Genomic DNA, 17,169 nt, shown 5'->3' on the forward strand with positions numbered 1-17,169 from the left:
CGGTCGAGCGCTCAAGCACAAGGACAAGGACAAGTTCAGACTGTGGACGAGCTGTTCGAATTGCCTTCTGATGACAATGCATGAATGCACGACGGAATCCGCCGACAATGACCCTAGTGCCCCAGAACTGCTCGGCGTTATCCCTCATCGCCGCATTCTGGCAAAATGCGGCGCCGCACTTTGCCAGAATGCAGCGGTGCGGTCTTGTGGCAAGTGAGCACCTACTGGTGCGGTTACATCCATGACTTCTCAGGCTCCCCCGCGGCATGTTCTGGACCCGACCGGGCAAGATGTGTACGGCGAGATCGACCGGCTCCGTGCCGACGGCCCAGTGGTCCGGGTCGAGATGCCCGGCGGACTGCCCGCGTGGGTGGTCCTCGGGTACGGCGAGGCAGTCGAGGTGCTGAAGATCCGCAACCGCGACCCGTGGGTGTCCAAGGACATCGCGTACTGGGCCGACTTCCTCGCCGGGCTCGTTCCAGCGGACTGGCCGCTGCTGATGTGGGCGGTCAAGGCCGGGATGTTCACCGCCGACCCGCCGCGACACCGGGACCTGCGGTCCTGGGCCGCGCCCGCGTTCACACCACGCCGGATCAAGCGTCTGGCCCCGGTCGTCGAGCAGATCGTCGCCGACCGCCTGGACACCCTGGCCCCGGCCGCAACGACAGGGCCGGTCGTGGACCTGCGGGCCGCGTTCTGCCTCCCGGTGCCGATCGAGGCCATCGGCGCCCTGCTCGGTGTCCCGGACGACCTGGCCGGCACGTTCCGCTCCGGCGCGGACGCACTGTTCGACACCTCAGTCACACCCGAGGACGCCCAAGCCCGGTTCCTCGCGCTACTGGCCGCGATCGAGACGATGGTCGACCGGAAGATCGCCGACCCCGGTGTCGACCTGACCAGCGACATGGTCAAGACCCTGGGCACGAAGGACGCCTACACCCGTGAGGTGCTGCTGGAGACAGTGCGGCTGACGATCGTGGCCGGATACGAAACCACCGGCAACCTGATCGACCAGACAGTGTTCGCCCTGGCGACCCATCCCGAGCACAAGGCTGCGGTGCTGGCTGGGGAGATCTCCTGGGATGCCGTGGTCGACGAGACCCTGCGGTGGGCCGGCATCGCCGCCAACCTCCCGCTGCGGTTCGCCGTCAAGGACTTCGAGCTCGGCGGCGCCGAGATCAACCAGGGTGACGCGATTCTGGTCAACTACGCCGGCGCGGGGCGTGACCCTGCCCGGTTCGGCCGGCCCGAGGTGTTCGACCCGACCCGGGACTCCCGGGAGCATCTCGGGTTCGGGCACGGCACCCACTACTGCCTCGGCGCACCCCTAGCCATCCTGGAAGCCAAGACCGCGCTCCCGGCCCTGTTCGACCGATACCCGGACCTGTCCCTGGCCGAGGACCCGGCCACGATCCCGGCCAACCCGGGGTTCATCACCAACGGACACGCCCGCCTCCCGGTCCACCTGGGCGCCACCAGAGCCTGACCACCAACGTCTGACCAGTGCCGGGGCCACCGTTGACGGTGGCCCCGGCCGGTCATTTCACGAGCGCCCGCCCGCCGATGGCACGCGGCGCGACACCCACCAATCGCCCTGCCTGGGCTTCGTGCGCCCTGAACTCGCCCCTTTCGAGGAGAAATACGTTGTTAGGCATTTCTGATGTCCGTCTGGACGACCTGCCCGCCAACCCAGTGCCGGGGTTGCCGATGCTGGCCGCGGCGACCATGGCCCCCGACCCGGCCGCCGTGTACCGCACGTGGCGGGCGCAGTGGGGGCCGGTGGTGCCGGTCGAGCTGTCCGACGGCGTGCTGGCCTGGCTCGTGCTCGACTTCGAGGACATCCAGCAGGTCCTGATGGGCCGGTCGGTGTTCTTCAGCCGGGACGTCGAGCACTGGACCGCGTTCCACGACGGGCGGGTCCGGCCCCGCACCGGGCTGCACGCGTTCTTCCGCCCCCGTGAGAACGCGTTCTACACCGAGGGTGAGCCTCGTGTGCGGTTGCGGAACGTCGTGGACGACGCGTTCGCGAGCATCGATGAGACCCGACTCGTGCGCGAAGTCCGCGCCGCGTGCCGGCGACTGCTGGTGCAGATCGCGCCCCTGGGCAGTGCCGACCTCGTCGCCTCCTACACCGCAGCCGTCCCGGCTCTGGCCGTGGCAGCGATGTACGGGCTGCCGGCCCAGCTCGCCGACCGGATGTGGCAGTACGCCACCGATATCTTCTCCAACACCGCGGCGGCTGAGCCCGCGTTCGTAGGCATGAACGCAATGCTCACCGAACTGATCACCATCCGGCGCAAGGACCCCGGTAACGACATGCTCTCGGTGATCGTGCACCACGACCGGGCCCTGACCGATACCGAGCTGCTGGACACCGCGCAGATGATCCAGTCCGCCGGACACGAGATGTCCGTGGCCTGGACCACCATGACGCTGCTGCATCTGCTGGGCGACCAGGACTTCGGCACCCGCACCCGCTCAGGCCGCTTGGGCGTGGACGAAGCCTTGAACTATGTCCTGGTGCACCAGTCCCCGACCTGGCACACCCCCGCCCGGTTCATCACCGAGGACACCGAGCTCGGCGGGCGTGCCCTGCACAAGGGCGAGGCGATCGTGTGCGCTGTCGCGCACGCGACCAAGACCGTGCACGAAGGCGCTGACCTGTGGGACGCCTCCACCAGTCGCGCGACCCTGGCCTTCGGCGCCGGTGTGCACCGCTGCCCCGCCCAGCGCGTCTCTCGCTTGATCACCAAGACCGCCGTCGAAGAGGTCATGCGCGGGCTGCACACGCTGAAGCTGGACATCGAGGTCAAGGACCTACCGTTCGTACCCGGCCTGTGGGCCCGCTCCTCGGCCACCCTCCCTGTGACCTATGAACCGGGACACCTGACCCTCCCCGCCCACCAGGCCGCGTCTGCCGACTGGGACCTCGTCAGCGTCTGACCCACCCCTAGGACGCCCTAGGCGCCACCCGGCCGAGACCAACATGCTTCCCCGGCTCCGCCACGCGCGCGGCCGGCGACAGACACAACCCCACCGAACCTCCGAGAGGACCCGCTCCATGCCCCGTCCCACCTCAGTCAGCCACCGGCTCCGCCACCAGAAAGCGGCCGTCGCGACCGCCGTCGTCGCCACACTGCTGACGCTGGCCGCCTGCAGCTCCAGTCCCAGCGCCAGCAGTCGCGTCGCCCCGTCAGCTGACACCGGCACCCAAGACGATGTGCTGGCCGAGGGTGGTGAGCTGCTGGTCTGGGCGTGGGAGCCGACGCTGGCGCAGGTGGTGAAGGACTTCGAGGCCGAGTACCCGAACGTGGACGTCGAGCTGGCGAACGTCGGCACGGGCAACGACCACTACGTCGCGCTGCAGAACGCGATCAGCGCGGGCTCCGGCGTCCCGGACATCGCTCAGGTCGAGTACCACGCCCTGCCTCAGTTCACGATCGCCGATGCCCTCGCCGACCTGACGCCTTACGGTGCCGGCGACCTGGGCAGGACGTTCTCGCCTGGCACCTGGGACGCCGTCACCGGCGGTGGTGACGCCGTGTACGCACTGCCCATGGACTCCGGACCGATGGCCCTGTTCTACAACCAGCGCGTCTTCACCGAAGCCGACGTGCCGGTGCCGACCACGTGGGAGGAGTTCGCCGACGCCGCCCGGGCCATCCAGGACTGTGACCCGGACACGTACATCACGGCGGACAACGGGATCTCGACATTCACGACGTCGATGATCTGGCAGGCCGGCGGACGACCGTTCACCGTCGACGGACCGAACGTGACCGTTGACCTCGCCGACGAAGGCACGACCCGGTTCGCCACCATGTGGCAGCAGCTCATCGACCAAGGCCTGGTCGCGGACACCGCGGACTGGTCCGACGAGTGGTTCCAAGGGCTGTCCGACGGGTCGATCGCGGCCCTGGTGACCGGGGCTTGGATGCCCGCCAACCTCACCGACGGCGCCGCAACCGCCTCCGGCGACTGGCGGGTCGCCCGCATGCCGCAATGGACCAAGGGCGCCAACGAGACCGCCGAGCTCGGCGGGTCCTCCCTCGCCGTGACCCAGGCCAGCCAGAACCAGGAGCTGGCGTACGCGTTCTTGAAGTACGCGAACATCGGCGACGGCGTCGCCACCCGCCTGGACGCCGGCGCGTTCCCCGCCACCATGCGCGACCTGACCGACCCCGCGTTCCTGTCCCAGGAGCCGGAGTATTTCGGTGGTCAGCAGATCAACCGGGTCCTGGCCAATTCCGCCACCCACGTCCTACCCGACTTCCAGTACCTGCCGTACCAGGTCCACGCCAACGCCATCTTCTCCGACACCGTTGGCCAGGCCTACACCGGCACGACCACCCTGACCGACGGGCTCACCGCTTGGCAGGACTCCATCGTCACCTACGGCCGCGACCAGGGCTTCACCGTGAACCGCTGAGCCCTCGGCCACCAACCGACACGGCGTATGCCCACAGACCAGTGCCGTGGGCATACGCCGTGTCCCGCCCCAGGGTTCCGGGAGGACTGTCAGATCCAGGTGCGCCAGAACGCGCCGTCCGCACCCTCGAGGAGTGCTTCACGCAGCCCGACCGGTCGCACGTCGGTGTCGGCCAGGTCAGCCACAGCCAGCCAGACGATCTCGAGCCCGGATACCCTGCCACGAGGTGAGGCGGTGTCGCTGGTCGACGTGTCGCGGGCTTCGAACACCAGCGTGATCGCCTCGTCCGTCGTGTCTACCGGGCCGCCGGCTTTGACCGCCCCCTGGTCGATGAGACCCGCGAACCCGACGATGGTGACAGCCAGACCTGTCTGCTCGGCAACGTGGCCGAGCAACGCGCCTTGAACGGACTGCGCTCCCGGCTCGAAGGAGCCTCCAGGGAGAAACGACCAGCTCTGTCCGCGCTGGCGGAGCACGAGAAACCGTCCGTCTTGTTGGATCAAGGCCCGCGCGGTGACCTGGTTCGCGGCCGTTGCCGCAGCAGGCCTTAGCGGGCCGGCAGCACGCGGCACGCCGCGCGGTGCGGGGAAGAAGCCGAGTTCCTCGTCGGAGACGACGCCCAGTACGGCACGGAGTGCATCGCGGTACAACTTGCCGGGCCTGCGTACTTCGCCGCGTTCCCACCGCCCGACCTCCTTGCCGGCGAGCACGCTGGGGCGTCCGGTCCGCGCCCGGATGTACTCGTTGACGAGCCCGGCAAGCTCTGAGCGAGACATCGGCGCCCCCGAACCCGAAGGCGAGGACGTCGCCTCCCGCCGCGCCCGCAGCATCTCGTTCGTCACGCCTCACCTACCCCAGCATCCGGCGCAGGCTCCTGCTGGACGGCCCCACCTGACGGGCTGGACAGCGTGACCGACACCAACCATGCGTTCGGCGCCTCGACAGTGAGCCACCCACGCCAGCACCAGTCGTCCGCGGGGCTGCGCCGTGGGACCGCGGGCAATCGCAGGGCGGCGGCAAGGAGGGCTGCGTCGTCGGGTGCCGGGAGGCGCAGGTGCGCGTCGACGACCCAGATCGGGCGCCCGTCGCGGGCGTGCACAGAAAGCATGCTCGCGTCGACGTGCACGACACAGTCGGCAGGGATTCCGGCGGCTGCGGCCAGCCGGCGCACGTGGATCCCGACCGCGACGAGCCGCGACTCAGCAACCGGTAGAGGGATCACCCCGCCGCGCGCCTGGTCACCGACTCCGGGGTGCGGGCAGTTGCCGGTCATAGGTCGTACCTGACGGCGTGGGCGGCGAGCTCGACCGCGTCTTGGAGTTGTGTCAGCAGGCGGCCGGTCAGGCCCTTGCCGGTCAGCCCCGCGACCTCGACGACCTGCTCGAGGCGGGCGCGGTGCCGCTCCGGTATTGCCCCTGTGATCGTGGCGTGCCGGAGAACGTCTTGAGCTGCGTACCCGTCGCCCGACCCCAGCGCTTCCCGGGCTGCCCGAGCCGCGATCTCCGTAGCTGCCGGGTGCTGGTGCGCGCGGGCGATGACCGCGACGGCGGCGCCATACCGTGCCCGGAAGTACGCGTACCCCTCCCCTGGGCTGGTGCTGGCTCGGTACCGGTCGACCATCGCGGTGGCCGCGTCGTACCGCTTCGCGGTCGGCGCGCACAGCGCGGTCAGGCAGGCGGCTATGTCGTGGTCGATGTCCGAGGGCCTGTCCGACTGGGCCACGAGGTCCCGAGCGACATTGCCGTCCCGGGTCAGCAGACGCGAGGTGGCCAAGACCTGGCGCCCTTCGAGAAGCCGCGTACCGGAACCGCCGTAGGTGCGAGCGAGGTCGGCGGCCTCGGCCCAACGGCCAGCGTGAGCCAGGGCAGCAGTTCCTCCGACCAGCAGCTGGGCCTGTGCCAGCGCGACGAGCCGGCGATGCTCCTCCGGGGTGCTGTTGACGTCACCCAACGGCAGTGCCACAGGCCGAATCACGCCGTCGAGCATGATCGCTGCCCGGCGGTAGGTCGCCTCCAGGACTCGGATCAGCATCGTTACACCGCGATCCGGGGCAGGGTCGGTCTGCAGTGCAGTGCGCGCGAGACTGGTCGCCGCTCCGACGACCTGCCCCGCCTCCAAGACCGTCAGCGGACGGGTCAGCCCGGTGTAGAGCTCGATGTGCCGGGTGATGATCTGTCGCGCGCGGTCCGGCTGGTGGCAGTCTCGGGCGATCAGCGCGGCACCGGTCAGGGCCTTGCCTGCCTCCTGGACCGCGAGAGGCCGGTCGGTCTCTGCTATGGCGGCGCGTGCGGCGATCGTCACCCGGTCCAGCCGAGCACGCAGCGGCGGGCATGTCGGGCGACGACGGGCTGCCAGCGGGAAGCACGCAGCGATCTCTCCTCGCTCAACACGGCCTGTTCGCACCGTGGCCGCTACGGGGTCCGTGTACTGGTCGGGGGCCGCAGTCGCGGGCGACGCGTGCGTGGCAGAGGTGCGTGCACTGATCATGGCGGTCATCTCGAGGTCCGTAGTGCGTCAAAGTTCGCGGCGGCGAGAATGTCGTCGCAGGCTGGTGTGGCTCTGGTCGGTGTCATCGTTTGCCCTTGGCCCACAGGGCGTTGCGGATCGCGACGGCCAGGATCTGCTGGTCGGCCGCGTTCAGGCCGAGCCGGTTCCAGTGCGCCGCCACGGCGCTCCGCAGGTCGCGCTGCAGCGCGTCGGGGACCGTGGCGCTAGGTGTGGGAGTGAAGCCCTGGTGGGTCAGGGCGCACAGGCGTTCCCCGACGTCGGCCAGGGCGCTGGCCCACACTGCCGCGTATGGGTCCAGCTCGAGCAACCGGGTTGCGGGCGTGAGCAGGTAGGCACCGAGCATCTCGGTCAGCCCGTGGGCCCGGACCCTCGCGGCCTCTCCCGGCGGGGTTGCGTCGAGCCAGTGCTGGTCGACGAAGTCCGCCGTCTGCGGAGTGCTCAGGCCCGCCGCGTGACACAGAGCCACGGTCAGGATCCCGGCCAGATGCCGAGGCACAAGCAGAGGATGGTCCTCGCGCAGGTAGTCCAGGACGCCCTGGCTGTCGGCACAGTGAAGGTCCGCCAGCACCATAGCCCGGGACCCCGGCACACCGGGCAAGCTCCCCACCGGCCGCACCGAGAGCGGGGTCGGTGCCGGTGCGGCCCACCAAGGCCCAGCTCTTCCGGTTGGGCCCGCCTGGTTCACCCATGCGGCCGCCTCAACCGCGGGCAAGCCCTGCAGGTAGACGCGCCAGCCCCGGTCCTGGTTCAGGAACCACCACCGACCGCCAGCCTGTGCGCACAACTCGTCCAGAACATCGGCAACCACGATCGCCGCGGCCGTGCGAGTCTCGGGTCCAGCAGCGAAGACGAGGTCGCGCTGGGACCAGCCGACCACGTCCGCCGGCGCTGGCCTCGGGCTGGGCACCACGACCGTGCCCTGCATGTCCGACTGGGTGCGGGGCGTGGGCAGGTAGAGGATCGTGCCGCTCATTCGGCCCACCCGATCCCCAGGACGCCGTCGCCACCGCAGACCGGGGACGCGCGCCGGCGCAACGACTCGAACACCAGCCGCGTGCCGAACCGCCCGTACAAGAACTCGGAGTCGTCGGGGTCGGGCAGGACCCGGCTGGTGCGGGACACCGCGGAGCCAGCCACGCTCAGCCGGTGCAGCAAGGGTGGGATCCGCGAGTCGGACAGGGGGTGGAACCGTTCCGCGTCCTCGGCCGCGCGCAGCACGGTCAGGTACATGCCGCCCGTGCCCCCATACAGGTCGGGCTCGTTCATGGGTCCGAGCTGGGACTGGATCAGGCAGGACGCGATCGCGTTCTCCGCTGCGAGCCTCGCCTGCTGGTCCTTGCGTGCGATCGCCGCCATCTGCAGCGCCCGCCCAATACCCGGAGTGCCGTGTGCCCACGTTGGGTCCAACGGCGACGGCTCGTCCCGACCGATCGGCGCAACGTGCCCGGTGCGTAGCTCCTCCAGGCTCAACCGGTTGGGCCACCACACCACACGCTCCGGTGTCTCCTGCCGCCACCGGGCGTACCAGCCGACGATCTTGTCGATCGCCTCGCCGTGCCCGACCACGTGGCGCCCGGCCCGGTAGCTGGCAGCCAGCAGCGCCAGGATTCCCGCGCCGCCCAGAGCCATCCCGAAGTCCGCATGCCCGGTCACCCCCACCGGCGCGCCCGGCGCCGTCGTGTGATGCCTGTCCGGGGTCCACCACCCGGGCAGCAGCACCTCGCCCAGCACCCGGTCCTGCGCGCGATCCACCAGGTAGGTCAGCACGCCCGCCAGGGCCCTCTCCAGGTCCTCGTTCCGGGCCGGCTGGTGGACCACGCGGCGGAGCAGCACGAACCCGAGTCCGCTCATCCCATTGACCAGGTTGAACTCGCTGTCCTTCGGCGACGCACCCGCCTCCACGCGCGCCTCGACAGCAGCCAACCGGTCCATCGTCACGGCGACCAGGTCTTGGTCGAGGCTCGCGAGCTGGTGGGCCCACCGGGTGCGGTAGGCGCCGGTGGTGTCCAGAACGAACCCGGCGGCCGGCGCCCCGTAGAAAAGGCTCGCTCGCGCGGATCGGTCCGCGCGCGTGCGGGTGGCTGCCAGCAACGAGTCGGTCACCTCGTCCCAGGAACCCTCCGGGCTGGTCGTGGCCAGCTCGACCGCGAACAATGCCCGGGCCAAGTCACCGTCGACCAGGGACTGTGCCGGGTCCTGCGGCCCGTCCCCCTCCGCAGGTAGGTGTCGGGACCGCCGTGGCGAGCGCGGCGCGGCGATCATTGGGCGCTCCCGGCGGTGTTGCGCAGGGCCGCCTGGACCTGGACGTCTACGCCCATGTAGGTACCCGACCAGACAGTGGCCTCACGTCCCTGGCGGGTGTGGTCCGCCGCGTGGTCGAGCCCGAGCTCGCGGGCGATCTGCTCGCCGTCGTGAAGGTTGCGTGGCTCGAGCAGGATCGCCCAGGCGACCGCCGCACGGGCGATCCGCTCGGGTCCCAGTACCGCCAGGATCTGCTCCAGGACGTCGTCCGCCGCGGGCCGGTCGTACCCGGCATCAGCCTGCAGTCGAACCTGGTCGTCCGGGACGGGGCGTCCCCCGGCTACAGGTTGGTGCGGCCCCGCGCCGGGTCGCGGAGCGGATCCGGCGACGAGAGGTCGGGGTTCTAGCGTGCCCATCTCGGGCCTCCTTGCGTCAGTACGTGGAACCCGACCGGTGACGGTTTCTCCAGCGCGTCACCGGTCGGGCGATCTAGTGGCCGCGACCTGCGTGCGAGCCGCTGAGCGCATCAGCTGGATCGCGACCTACGTGCGTGAGAGGTTGACTTCGAGGTGCTCGATCGAGGAGGTCCCAGGGATCGGTAGGACGACTGGTGACAGGTCGAGCAGGTAGGTGATCGCGGCGCGGGTGTCGGCCACCAAACTCCCGGCGCCGAGGGGTGCGTAGGGCACGAACGCGAGATCCTCTTGCGTGCAGTACCGAACTATGTCGTGGTCGCCGTCGCTCTGGTTGAGCCGGTTCTGCACGGCGGCGATCGGTGCGGTCTTCAGGGCTGCGCCGATCTGGGTGGTCGTGACCTTGGACAGGCCGAGGTGCCGGATCTTGCCCTCGGCCTGGAGCGCGGCGAGCTCGCCGATCTGGTCGTCGAGCGGGACCTTCGGGTCGATGCGGTGCAGGTAGTACAGGTCGATCCGGTCCACCGCGAGGCGGCGCAGGCTCATCTCGACGCACTGACGCAGGTACTCCGGCCGTCCGACAGGAGCCCACTGGTTGGGGCCTTGGCGGGTCATGCCGCCTTTGGTCGCGATGACGAGGTCGTCTGGGTAGGGGTGCAGCGCTTTGCGGATGATGCGTTCAGCGGTCTCGGGTCCGTAGGCGTCGGCAGTGTCGAGGTGGTTGACGCCGAGCTCGACCGCGCGGCGCAGAACGGCCTTTGCGGCGTCCATGTCCGTGGGATGGAACCAGTGCCCCGGGCCGGTCAGTTGCATGGTCCCGTACCCGATACGTCGTACGGGTAGGTCCCCGCCGATCGAGAACGTGCCGCCAAGGTCTTCGCGCACCGGCTCTGCGGCGATGTCGGTGGTGCTCACGATGCCTCCTTCATGCCGTGGACCGTCTGGAGCACGAGCGAGGCGGCCTGGTCGGCAACGGCCTCGGGGGCGAGGTTGGTGGTGTCGATGTGCACGATCCGGGCGCCGGTGGTGGCGAGCCGGCCTGCGGCCTGGTGGAAGTAGTTGATCTCGTCGGTGGTCGAGTCCGGGCGGTCTTGGTATCGGTTGTGTGCGCCACGGTTGGTCAGCCGATTGCGGACGACGTCAGGTCTCCCGGTCAGCAGGATCGTGAGGTCCGCGGGGAGAACAGGGAGGTTGAGGGCGTCCAGGAAGGTGGACTCGACGCCGTCGTGGCGCTGCATGGTCATCCCGGAGGCGGTGTAGCGATCGGTGATGACGATCTGGCCCTCCCTGAGGCGAGGTCCGATCTCGGTGACGGCCTGGTGGTACCGGTCTGCGGCGTACAGGCACGCCAGGGTGTGGCCGGTGATCGTCGGGGTGAGCTGCCGGGCCAGGATCCCGACCGGTCCGGTGGAGGGCTGTGTGGTGTGGTGGACCACCAGGCCCGTGGCACGGAGTCGGTCGCTCAGGCCATGGCACAGGGTGGACTTGCCGACGCCAGAGGGACCATCGACGGCGACCAGGAGGCCATCACGGTGCGGGTGCGGCGCGGTCATGGCAGGTCGAAGAGGGTCGGAGCGTCATCCGTGGTCGGCGTCGAGTTGCCGCGCTTCCCAGAGCTCGCGATTTCGACGAGGTCGCCGAGAGTTGCCCCGCCGGGTGCGAAGCCAGAGGCGAGGTCGACGAACAGGCGCGCGGTGACCAGGGCGTCGTAGTCGGCGCGGTGGGCCTTCATTCCTGCTGGCAGGTCGGTGTCCAGCCGCCGGTGCTCGACCAGGGCTGTGAGTTTGTATGACTCCAGGTCGAAGGCGTGTCGCGCAAGCTTCAGGGTGTCCAGTGCGGTCGGGTGGTCCCAGTCGGGCAGCGACCGGTGTAGGACGTCCAGGTCGACGTGCACGGCGTGCCCGACCGGGATCGCGTCGCCGAGCGCAGCCTTGATCTCGTCTGCCACCGTGTCGATCGTCGGTGCGTTGGCGACGTCGTCGTTGCTGATGCCGTGGATCTTGCGGGCCTGCCAGGTGATCGGGACCGGTGGCCGAATCAGCCACACCAGCGGCTTCCCGACGACGCCGCCACGGACGGGTACGGCAGCGACCTCAACGAGGTCGGGTGGCCGGGCGCCGTTGCCCTCGACGTCGACCACGACGTAGTCGACGTCGTCCCATCGGATCGTCGTGCTCATGCCGGCTCCTTCGACGTCGTCTGGTCGGCAGCGTCCTCGTCGGCGGGCCAGCCGGTGTCGGCGCGGCCGTGCAGGCGTGGCTTGTGGGGGTGTCGCTGGTCGTGGAACTGGAACCCGAGGCCGTGCTGCAGGAAGTACCGGGGCTGTTCGTCCAAGCCGGCCACGATTGCGGCGCGCTCGGTGATCTCCACGATCTCGACATCCTCTCGGCCGGGCAGCCGTCGCGCGAGGTCACGCACCGCGTCCGGGGTGGGCTTGTCGTGGTGCTGGGCGCACAGAGCCAGCTGCTTGGCCGGGCAGATGTCGCACAGCTCCCGGATGCCGTAGTGCCCGTTGTAGTCGGGCACCTCGTGCGCGAACGAGACAGAGCAGCTGGTCTTGCGGAACAGCGGCCCGCCTCGGCCGTCGGCGAACGCCTCCAGTACGCGGCGCTCCAGTGTCTCGGGCACGATCTTGCGCCGCGCGGTGCCTTCGTAGGGCTCGGGCAGGTTGTTGGCCTTGTAGTAGTCGGCGATCTCGTCCCGGTAGAACAGGCCGGTGAACACCGTGCCGTGCGCGTGATGGGACAGTCCGACGGCCTGGGCCATGTGTTCGGGCGTGTCGTTCAGACCGGGCACCAGGGGCCGCCAGTACAGGATCACGCGGTACCGGTCGGCGTGCGCGTGCAGGGTCTTCAGGGACTTCTCGGCGATCTTGCTGTCGACCGGCTCGATCCGCTTGTCGCTGATCCCGGAGTAGGTCACCAGGATCGTGACCCGGATGTTCGTCAGCCGGTTGAGGCGGTCGCAGTCCTCGGGGTCGACGCGGTAGCGGGTGATGACCAGGACGTGGTTGGTCAGGCCGCGTGAGTCCAGGTCCTCCAGGACCGTGAACAGGTGCTCCTTGACCCGGGGCAGGAACGGGTCGGTCGCCCGGTTGAAGATCTGCACGGGAGTGTGATGCGCCTGGAAGTAAGGGTGCCCGACCAGTTGCCGCACGGCCTCGTCGTCGGGCATCAACGCCCGCGGCTGCGTCATCTCCCACACACCGTAGGTGTGGCGGATGCAGTACGCGCAGTCCAGGGGGCAGCCCTGGATGTGGTTCAGCGACAGGCCGGACTTGCGGTAGTCCACGACGCTGCGCGCCGCCTCGGGCAGCTGGGCGATCTGGTCAGGGGTGAGCAGCGGGACGGTGACCGGCACAACAGCCTCCAGGGAGAAAGTCAGTGGGCGACGAGATCTACGAGGTGCATGTGGTGGCTCCATCACCAGGGGCCGGGTCAACTGTGCAACCGGGACCGTGGCCGACAGAAGGGCATTCTGGCTGCTCAGGTCCGGCATTCTGCGAAGCCGTGTTCGCTGGTGGCCGCCAGCGGGGCTGCCCGCAGGTGATGGGACAGGCCGTCGATGGTGGCGGTCGTTCGACCCATGTTGTCCCCAGGACGCCGTCGGCGCCCGAGACCGGTACCGCGGGGTTCTGCACTGCCTGGGAGACCAGTCGCTTCCCGGATCCGCCGTGCAAGAAACTCGGTGTCTTGGGGGGTCGGGCAGGATCCGACTGATGGGGGGAGACCGCATCGGCAGCAGCACCGCGCGGTGTGTCAGCATCGAGGTCCGTACCTGCACTGAAACGAAAACTCCAGCATCCTGGGCCGCACGCATGACAGTCAGGTTCACGCCACCGGCCCCGGCAGAGAGGTCGGTCATGCGTTCACGGATCGCCAACGGGAAGATGCGCGACGGTGCTTCCTCGGCCAGCGCACGTACCTGGCCGGGCAGCTCGGTAGGTGGTGCGATCGCCACGGTCGAGACACCTAGCTTGCGATCGGCTCGGCGGCGAGTTCGCGGAGCACTGCGGCAGCACCGTTCTGGACCAGGGACCCGGTGACGGTGTCAGCCGCGCGACGTACTTGCTCGGGGGCGTTGCCCATGGCTACCGCGTGGCCGGCCCACGCCAGTGCAGGCAGATCGTTCAGACCGTCACCGACGAACACCGTGTCATGTGGAGCAACGCCCAGTGCCGCCCGGACGGCTTCGAGCGCGGTCGCTTTCGATACCCGTGATGGTGTGACGTCTAGCCAGTGCGGGCCGTTGGTGTTCACCGTGACGTCGAGTGAAGCAACCAATTCGTGCAGTTGCTCGACAGCGTCGAGACCCTTCAGGACCAGGCGAGGTGTCTGGACGCGCTCCAGCTCCTGTTGGGAGACCATGTACTGGCGCCCGTTGAGCTGCCCCGGGGCGAAAAGTTCCGAGACGTGATAGCCCCAACCGATGTCCTCGGCAGCAGCCTTGATGCCTGGAAAAGCGCGTCGGGCGAGGGCGAGTACCGGGCCGGCGGCCAGGGTGTGGCTGTCCTCGAGCTCGTAGCCTCCCGGCCAGGTCGAGTCCAGTCGCGCGGTCACTGCGCCGTTGGACGCCACGACCCTGGTGCCGTCCAGCTTGAGAGCGATCGCGACTGGCAGCGCACCTTTCAATGACCGTCCTGTTGCCAGGACGACATTCATCCCAGCACTGACGGCATCGGCTACTGCCTGCCGGGTGGGTTCGGGGACCTCGACCCCGGAGTCGGGCACGAGTGTTCCGTCGATGTCGAGGGCGACCATCCGGCGGGTCGAGGACACGTCGGTGACGGTCATGCCAGTTCCCCCGTGAGGCTGCGGAGTTGGGCACGGACGTGGACCTCATGCCCTTCGATGTCGCCGCTCCAGTCGGTGGTCCCTGGTACCAGCATGCGGTGGTCCACCGGGAGCGTGCAGCCCAGAGCCCTAGCGATCTGTTCGCCCTCTGACAGGTCGTGCGGGTGAAGGCTGATCCGGCCTCGGTTCAGTGTCACGGTCTCGATCCGGTCTTCGCCTACCGAGGTCAGCACCTGGGCAACGACGCCCAGCGCACGCAGCAATGAATCAGGACTTGTCGCGATGGTTCTCATGAATCCTCCTCGCGCGATGCGCATTTCCCGGTTGAGGAAACAGCGTCACGCTGCGATCGGCATTGGATTCACGATCGACCATGCGCGCCAACGCACAGGAGGGCATTCTGCAAATCACTTTCCGGCAATCTGATGCCGGTGAGGCCAGAAGCGGAGGGCTCGTAGATCCCGTGCGCAGACGTTTGCGAGGCCAGTCGAGGTGAGGCTCTGGTGTTCTCGCGTGGGTCAGTCGATCGGTTGCCAGCGCCAGGGTCGTGGCCCGTTGCGGCCGCGCAGATTGTCTACGCGAAGCTGGGCACCGGCGCGGAGCTCGGCGCGACTTTGGGCGACGTAGGCGGCGAAGCAGGTGACTCGCAGTTCCCGGATGTCGCGGAAGAGCTCGAAGCCCGACCATCTGGTGACGTCGAATCCGTACGCATCGCAGTACTCGACATAACGTGCCGCGGAGAGCGTGCCGAAACTAGTCACGCGGCAGGCAGTCGAGGTCAGGTCCCACTCCGGTGGTCCGACCGTGCACCGTTCGAGGTCCATCAGGGTGACGCCTTGCCCGTCGACGTCGACCACGTTCCCTGCCCAGGCGTCTCCATGGATGACTGCGTCGGCCATGCCTGGGGGTCGGTCGGCCCACTGGTCGCGAAGGGATGTGAGTTGGTTGAGTAGCCAGTCGTGGTCCGTGTCGTGCAGCCACAGCGCGCCGGTGATCCGTTCGTGAAGACGCACGAACGGAGCCAGGTGGTGTCGCGCGAGCTCGTCCGGGATAGGCAGGGTGTGGAGTTGCTTGAGAGCTTGGGCGACTTGCTGTGGTGTTCCCGGCCGGCGAGGGGGCAGCTCGTGCCAGAACGTCACGGGGTGGTCGGCGGCGACGACAGGCTGGGGGACGGCCAGTGGTTCGATGGCCTGCACGCCGTTGTCGTTGAGCCAGCGGCCGAGGAAGACCTCCCGGTGCGCCACCTGGTCCTGCCCGGGTTTGTTGATACGGACGATGACTTTGCCGGGAAGTCGGAAGACCTGGTTCTCGCCGTCGCGCAGCAGCTCTGCGCCTTTAGCCGAAATCCCTGCCTGTGCGCATGCGTCCTGGAGCAGGTCAGTCGAGTTCATGCCTCAGTGCCGACCTTCCGTAGTGACGTGAGCATCGCGGCGACATCGTCGTGCCGCTGGTGGTGGGTCGCGGGCGAGGTGATCTCGAGTGCGGTGCGCCGCAAACGTTCCGACCGGACGCCCGCGGCGTCTTGAACTGCTTTCTCGGCGATCTTGGTTGCTTGGTGTGGGTCTCCGGTGCGCATCGTCAGGGCCGCTAGCTTGAACCCGGAGAACGAGCGAGAGCGAATGTAGGCATCTGGGTGCTCGTCGACCGCGGTCGCAAGCCGGCTAGTTGCCTCCTCGACATGCACGTCGTGGATGGCCAGCTCGTACAGAGCATGCCCGGTGTCTCCGTTGTGCTGGGCGTGGTCGTAGTACGCCATCCAGGGGACGTCGTTCGTGGGGTCTGCGCCGGCGAATGCCTCGTCGGCCTCTCCGATCGCGCGGAAGGTCGCCTGGATGTCGCCGAGCCTGCCGTGGGCGCGGGCAACCGCCGTGTGCAGCATCGCGCGCTCTGTCGGCGTCAGCCGCTCGGCACGGACCAGGCCGAGTTGCGCAAACGTCAAACCAGCATCGACGTCGCCGATCCACGTCGCCTGACGTGCCCGCCACGACAGGGCCTTAGCTCGCAGGTGCCAGTCGCTGCTGTCCTCTGCGCACGTGGTCGCGAAGGCCAGGATCCGCTCGGACAGCTTGTGTTGGTGCGCGTCAAAGAGCAGTGACCCGGTCGCCACGCCAAGCTGCCCCACTGCTTTCAGGAGCTGCGGCTTCAGGCGGGGCGGGCACGGAGTCTTGAGCAGGTCGACGGCGCGCGACATCTCGACGGAGATAGCGCGTCCGATCTCGTGTCCACCATGAGCGTGCGCCCAGGCCGTGAAGAAGCCGCCGACCGAGTTCAGCTGAGCAATGTCAGCCTCGGTGACGGTCCGGGCCGGTGCGAGGCGGGCAAGCTCGTGCGCGAACTCGTCCATGGAAGCGCTCATGCCGGCGACGGTCAGTGTCTGCAGGAACTGGCGCCGGTTCACGCTTTCGATCAAAGCATCAGGTTGGAGCGCCTTGAGCGAGGCGCCCGGTGGACGTGTGGGATCGGCACTCTTGCCCCGTCGCGTACGAAAGAACCCGAGATCCGCATCGGTATCGACGCCCAGGACTGCGCGCAGCCCGTCACGATACGTCGCGCCCGGCCAACGAGGTTGACCCCGTTCGTATCGGGCAAGCGTGTCGACATCGAGGTGGCACTCCTCGCCCGTCGTCGTCCAGATGTACTGATTCACCGCCGCGGCGAGCTCCGCGCGGGTCATGGCCAGGCCGCTGCCGGAGGGCGAGGGCATCGCTTCTCGCAACCGTCGCAGATGCTCGTTGGCCATGAGTTTCCCCTCCATCGCGCCCCATGGAGATGAACGCCCGCGCCC

General features: G+C 68.7%; 16 protein-coding genes. 3 read left to right on the top strand and 13 right to left on the bottom strand.

The window, feature by feature from the left end; genetic code table 11:
• Positions 1–241 precede the first annotated feature (241 nt).
• From ACIPN7_RS14550 to ACIPN7_RS14560, 3 genes are all read left to right on the top strand, one after another.
• A complete protein-coding gene (locus ACIPN7_RS14550; protein ID WP_400543161.1) occupies positions 242–1,486 on the top strand; it encodes a cytochrome P450 in 1,245 nt (414 codons plus the stop codon).
• A 32-nt stretch (positions 1,487–1,518) separates the two neighbouring features.
• Positions 1,519–2,943, top strand: coding sequence for a hypothetical protein (locus tag ACIPN7_RS14555; protein ID WP_400543164.1), 1,425 nt, complete (start codon positions 1,519–1,521; stop codon positions 2,941–2,943).
• Positions 2,944–3,061: 118 nt separating this feature from the next.
• Positions 3,062–4,429: an ABC transporter substrate-binding protein gene (locus ACIPN7_RS14560; RefSeq protein WP_400543167.1), complete on the top strand. Its 1,368-nt coding sequence runs from the start codon at positions 3,062–3,064 to the stop codon at positions 4,427–4,429.
• A gap of 89 nt (positions 4,430–4,518) precedes the next feature.
• On the opposite strand, the gene ACIPN7_RS14565 is transcribed toward ACIPN7_RS14560, so the two are convergent.
• From ACIPN7_RS14565 to ACIPN7_RS14625, 13 genes are all read right to left on the bottom strand, one after another.
• Complete coding sequence (locus ACIPN7_RS14565) at positions 4,519–5,271, bottom strand: NUDIX domain-containing protein (RefSeq protein ID WP_400543170.1); 753 nt, start codon at positions 5,269–5,271, stop codon at positions 4,519–4,521.
• 427 nt (positions 5,272–5,698) lie between these two features.
• Positions 5,699–6,730, bottom strand: a complete 1,032-nt coding sequence (locus ACIPN7_RS14570; RefSeq protein ID WP_400543173.1) for a hypothetical protein — start codon at positions 6,728–6,730, stop codon at positions 5,699–5,701.
• Between the two features lie 268 nt (positions 6,731–6,998).
• Entirely contained in the window at positions 6,999–7,910 is a 912-nt protein-coding gene (locus ACIPN7_RS14575; RefSeq protein ID WP_400543176.1) for a hypothetical protein, read from the bottom strand.
• Positions 7,907–9,199: a lanthionine synthetase LanC family protein gene (locus ACIPN7_RS14580; protein ID WP_400543179.1), complete on the bottom strand. Its 1,293-nt coding sequence runs from the start codon at positions 9,197–9,199 to the stop codon at positions 7,907–7,909. The genes ACIPN7_RS14575 and ACIPN7_RS14580 overlap by 4 nt, the downstream gene beginning before the upstream one ends.
• Positions 9,196–9,594, bottom strand: coding sequence for a hypothetical protein (locus tag ACIPN7_RS14585; RefSeq protein WP_400543182.1), 399 nt, complete (start codon positions 9,592–9,594; stop codon positions 9,196–9,198). The genes ACIPN7_RS14580 and ACIPN7_RS14585 overlap by 4 nt, the downstream gene beginning before the upstream one ends.
• 126 nt (positions 9,595–9,720) lie before the next feature.
• On the bottom strand, positions 9,721–10,506 hold the full coding sequence (locus ACIPN7_RS14590) for an aldo/keto reductase (RefSeq protein WP_400543185.1): 786 nt from the start codon (positions 10,504–10,506) through the stop codon (positions 9,721–9,723).
• Entirely contained in the window at positions 10,503–11,144 is a 642-nt protein-coding gene (gene tmk, locus ACIPN7_RS14595) for a dTMP kinase (RefSeq protein ID WP_400543188.1), read from the bottom strand. Before tmk ends, ACIPN7_RS14590 begins: the two co-directional genes overlap by 4 nt.
• Entirely contained in the window at positions 11,141–11,770 is a 630-nt protein-coding gene (locus tag ACIPN7_RS14600; RefSeq protein ID WP_400543191.1) for an exonuclease domain-containing protein, read from the bottom strand. Before ACIPN7_RS14600 ends, tmk begins: the two co-directional genes overlap by 4 nt.
• The gene (locus tag ACIPN7_RS14605; protein WP_400543194.1) at positions 11,767–12,951 is read right to left on the bottom strand and encodes a hypothetical protein; all 1,185 of its coding nucleotides are present in this window, start codon (positions 12,949–12,951) and stop codon (positions 11,767–11,769) included. Before ACIPN7_RS14605 ends, ACIPN7_RS14600 begins: the two co-directional genes overlap by 4 nt.
• A gap of 611 nt (positions 12,952–13,562) precedes the next feature.
• Positions 13,563–14,384, bottom strand: a complete 822-nt coding sequence (locus ACIPN7_RS14610; RefSeq protein WP_400543197.1) for an HAD family hydrolase — start codon at positions 14,382–14,384, stop codon at positions 13,563–13,565.
• Positions 14,381–14,677, bottom strand: coding sequence for a hypothetical protein (locus ACIPN7_RS14615; protein ID WP_400543200.1), 297 nt, complete (start codon positions 14,675–14,677; stop codon positions 14,381–14,383). The genes ACIPN7_RS14610 and ACIPN7_RS14615 overlap by 4 nt, the downstream gene beginning before the upstream one ends.
• A 225-nt stretch (positions 14,678–14,902) precedes the next feature.
• The gene (locus tag ACIPN7_RS14620; protein WP_400543203.1) at positions 14,903–15,775 is read right to left on the bottom strand and encodes a phosphotransferase enzyme family protein; all 873 of its coding nucleotides are present in this window, start codon (positions 15,773–15,775) and stop codon (positions 14,903–14,905) included.
• Positions 15,772–17,124, bottom strand: coding sequence for a hypothetical protein (locus ACIPN7_RS14625; RefSeq protein WP_400543206.1), 1,353 nt, complete (start codon positions 17,122–17,124; stop codon positions 15,772–15,774). Before ACIPN7_RS14625 ends, ACIPN7_RS14620 begins: the two co-directional genes overlap by 4 nt.
• Positions 17,125–17,169: the final 45 nt, after the last annotated feature.

It is taken from the genome of Promicromonospora sp. NPDC090134, from assembly GCF_044746965.1.
In the GTDB taxonomy this organism is placed as follows: Bacteria; Actinomycetota; Actinomycetes; order Actinomycetales; family Cellulomonadaceae; genus Promicromonospora.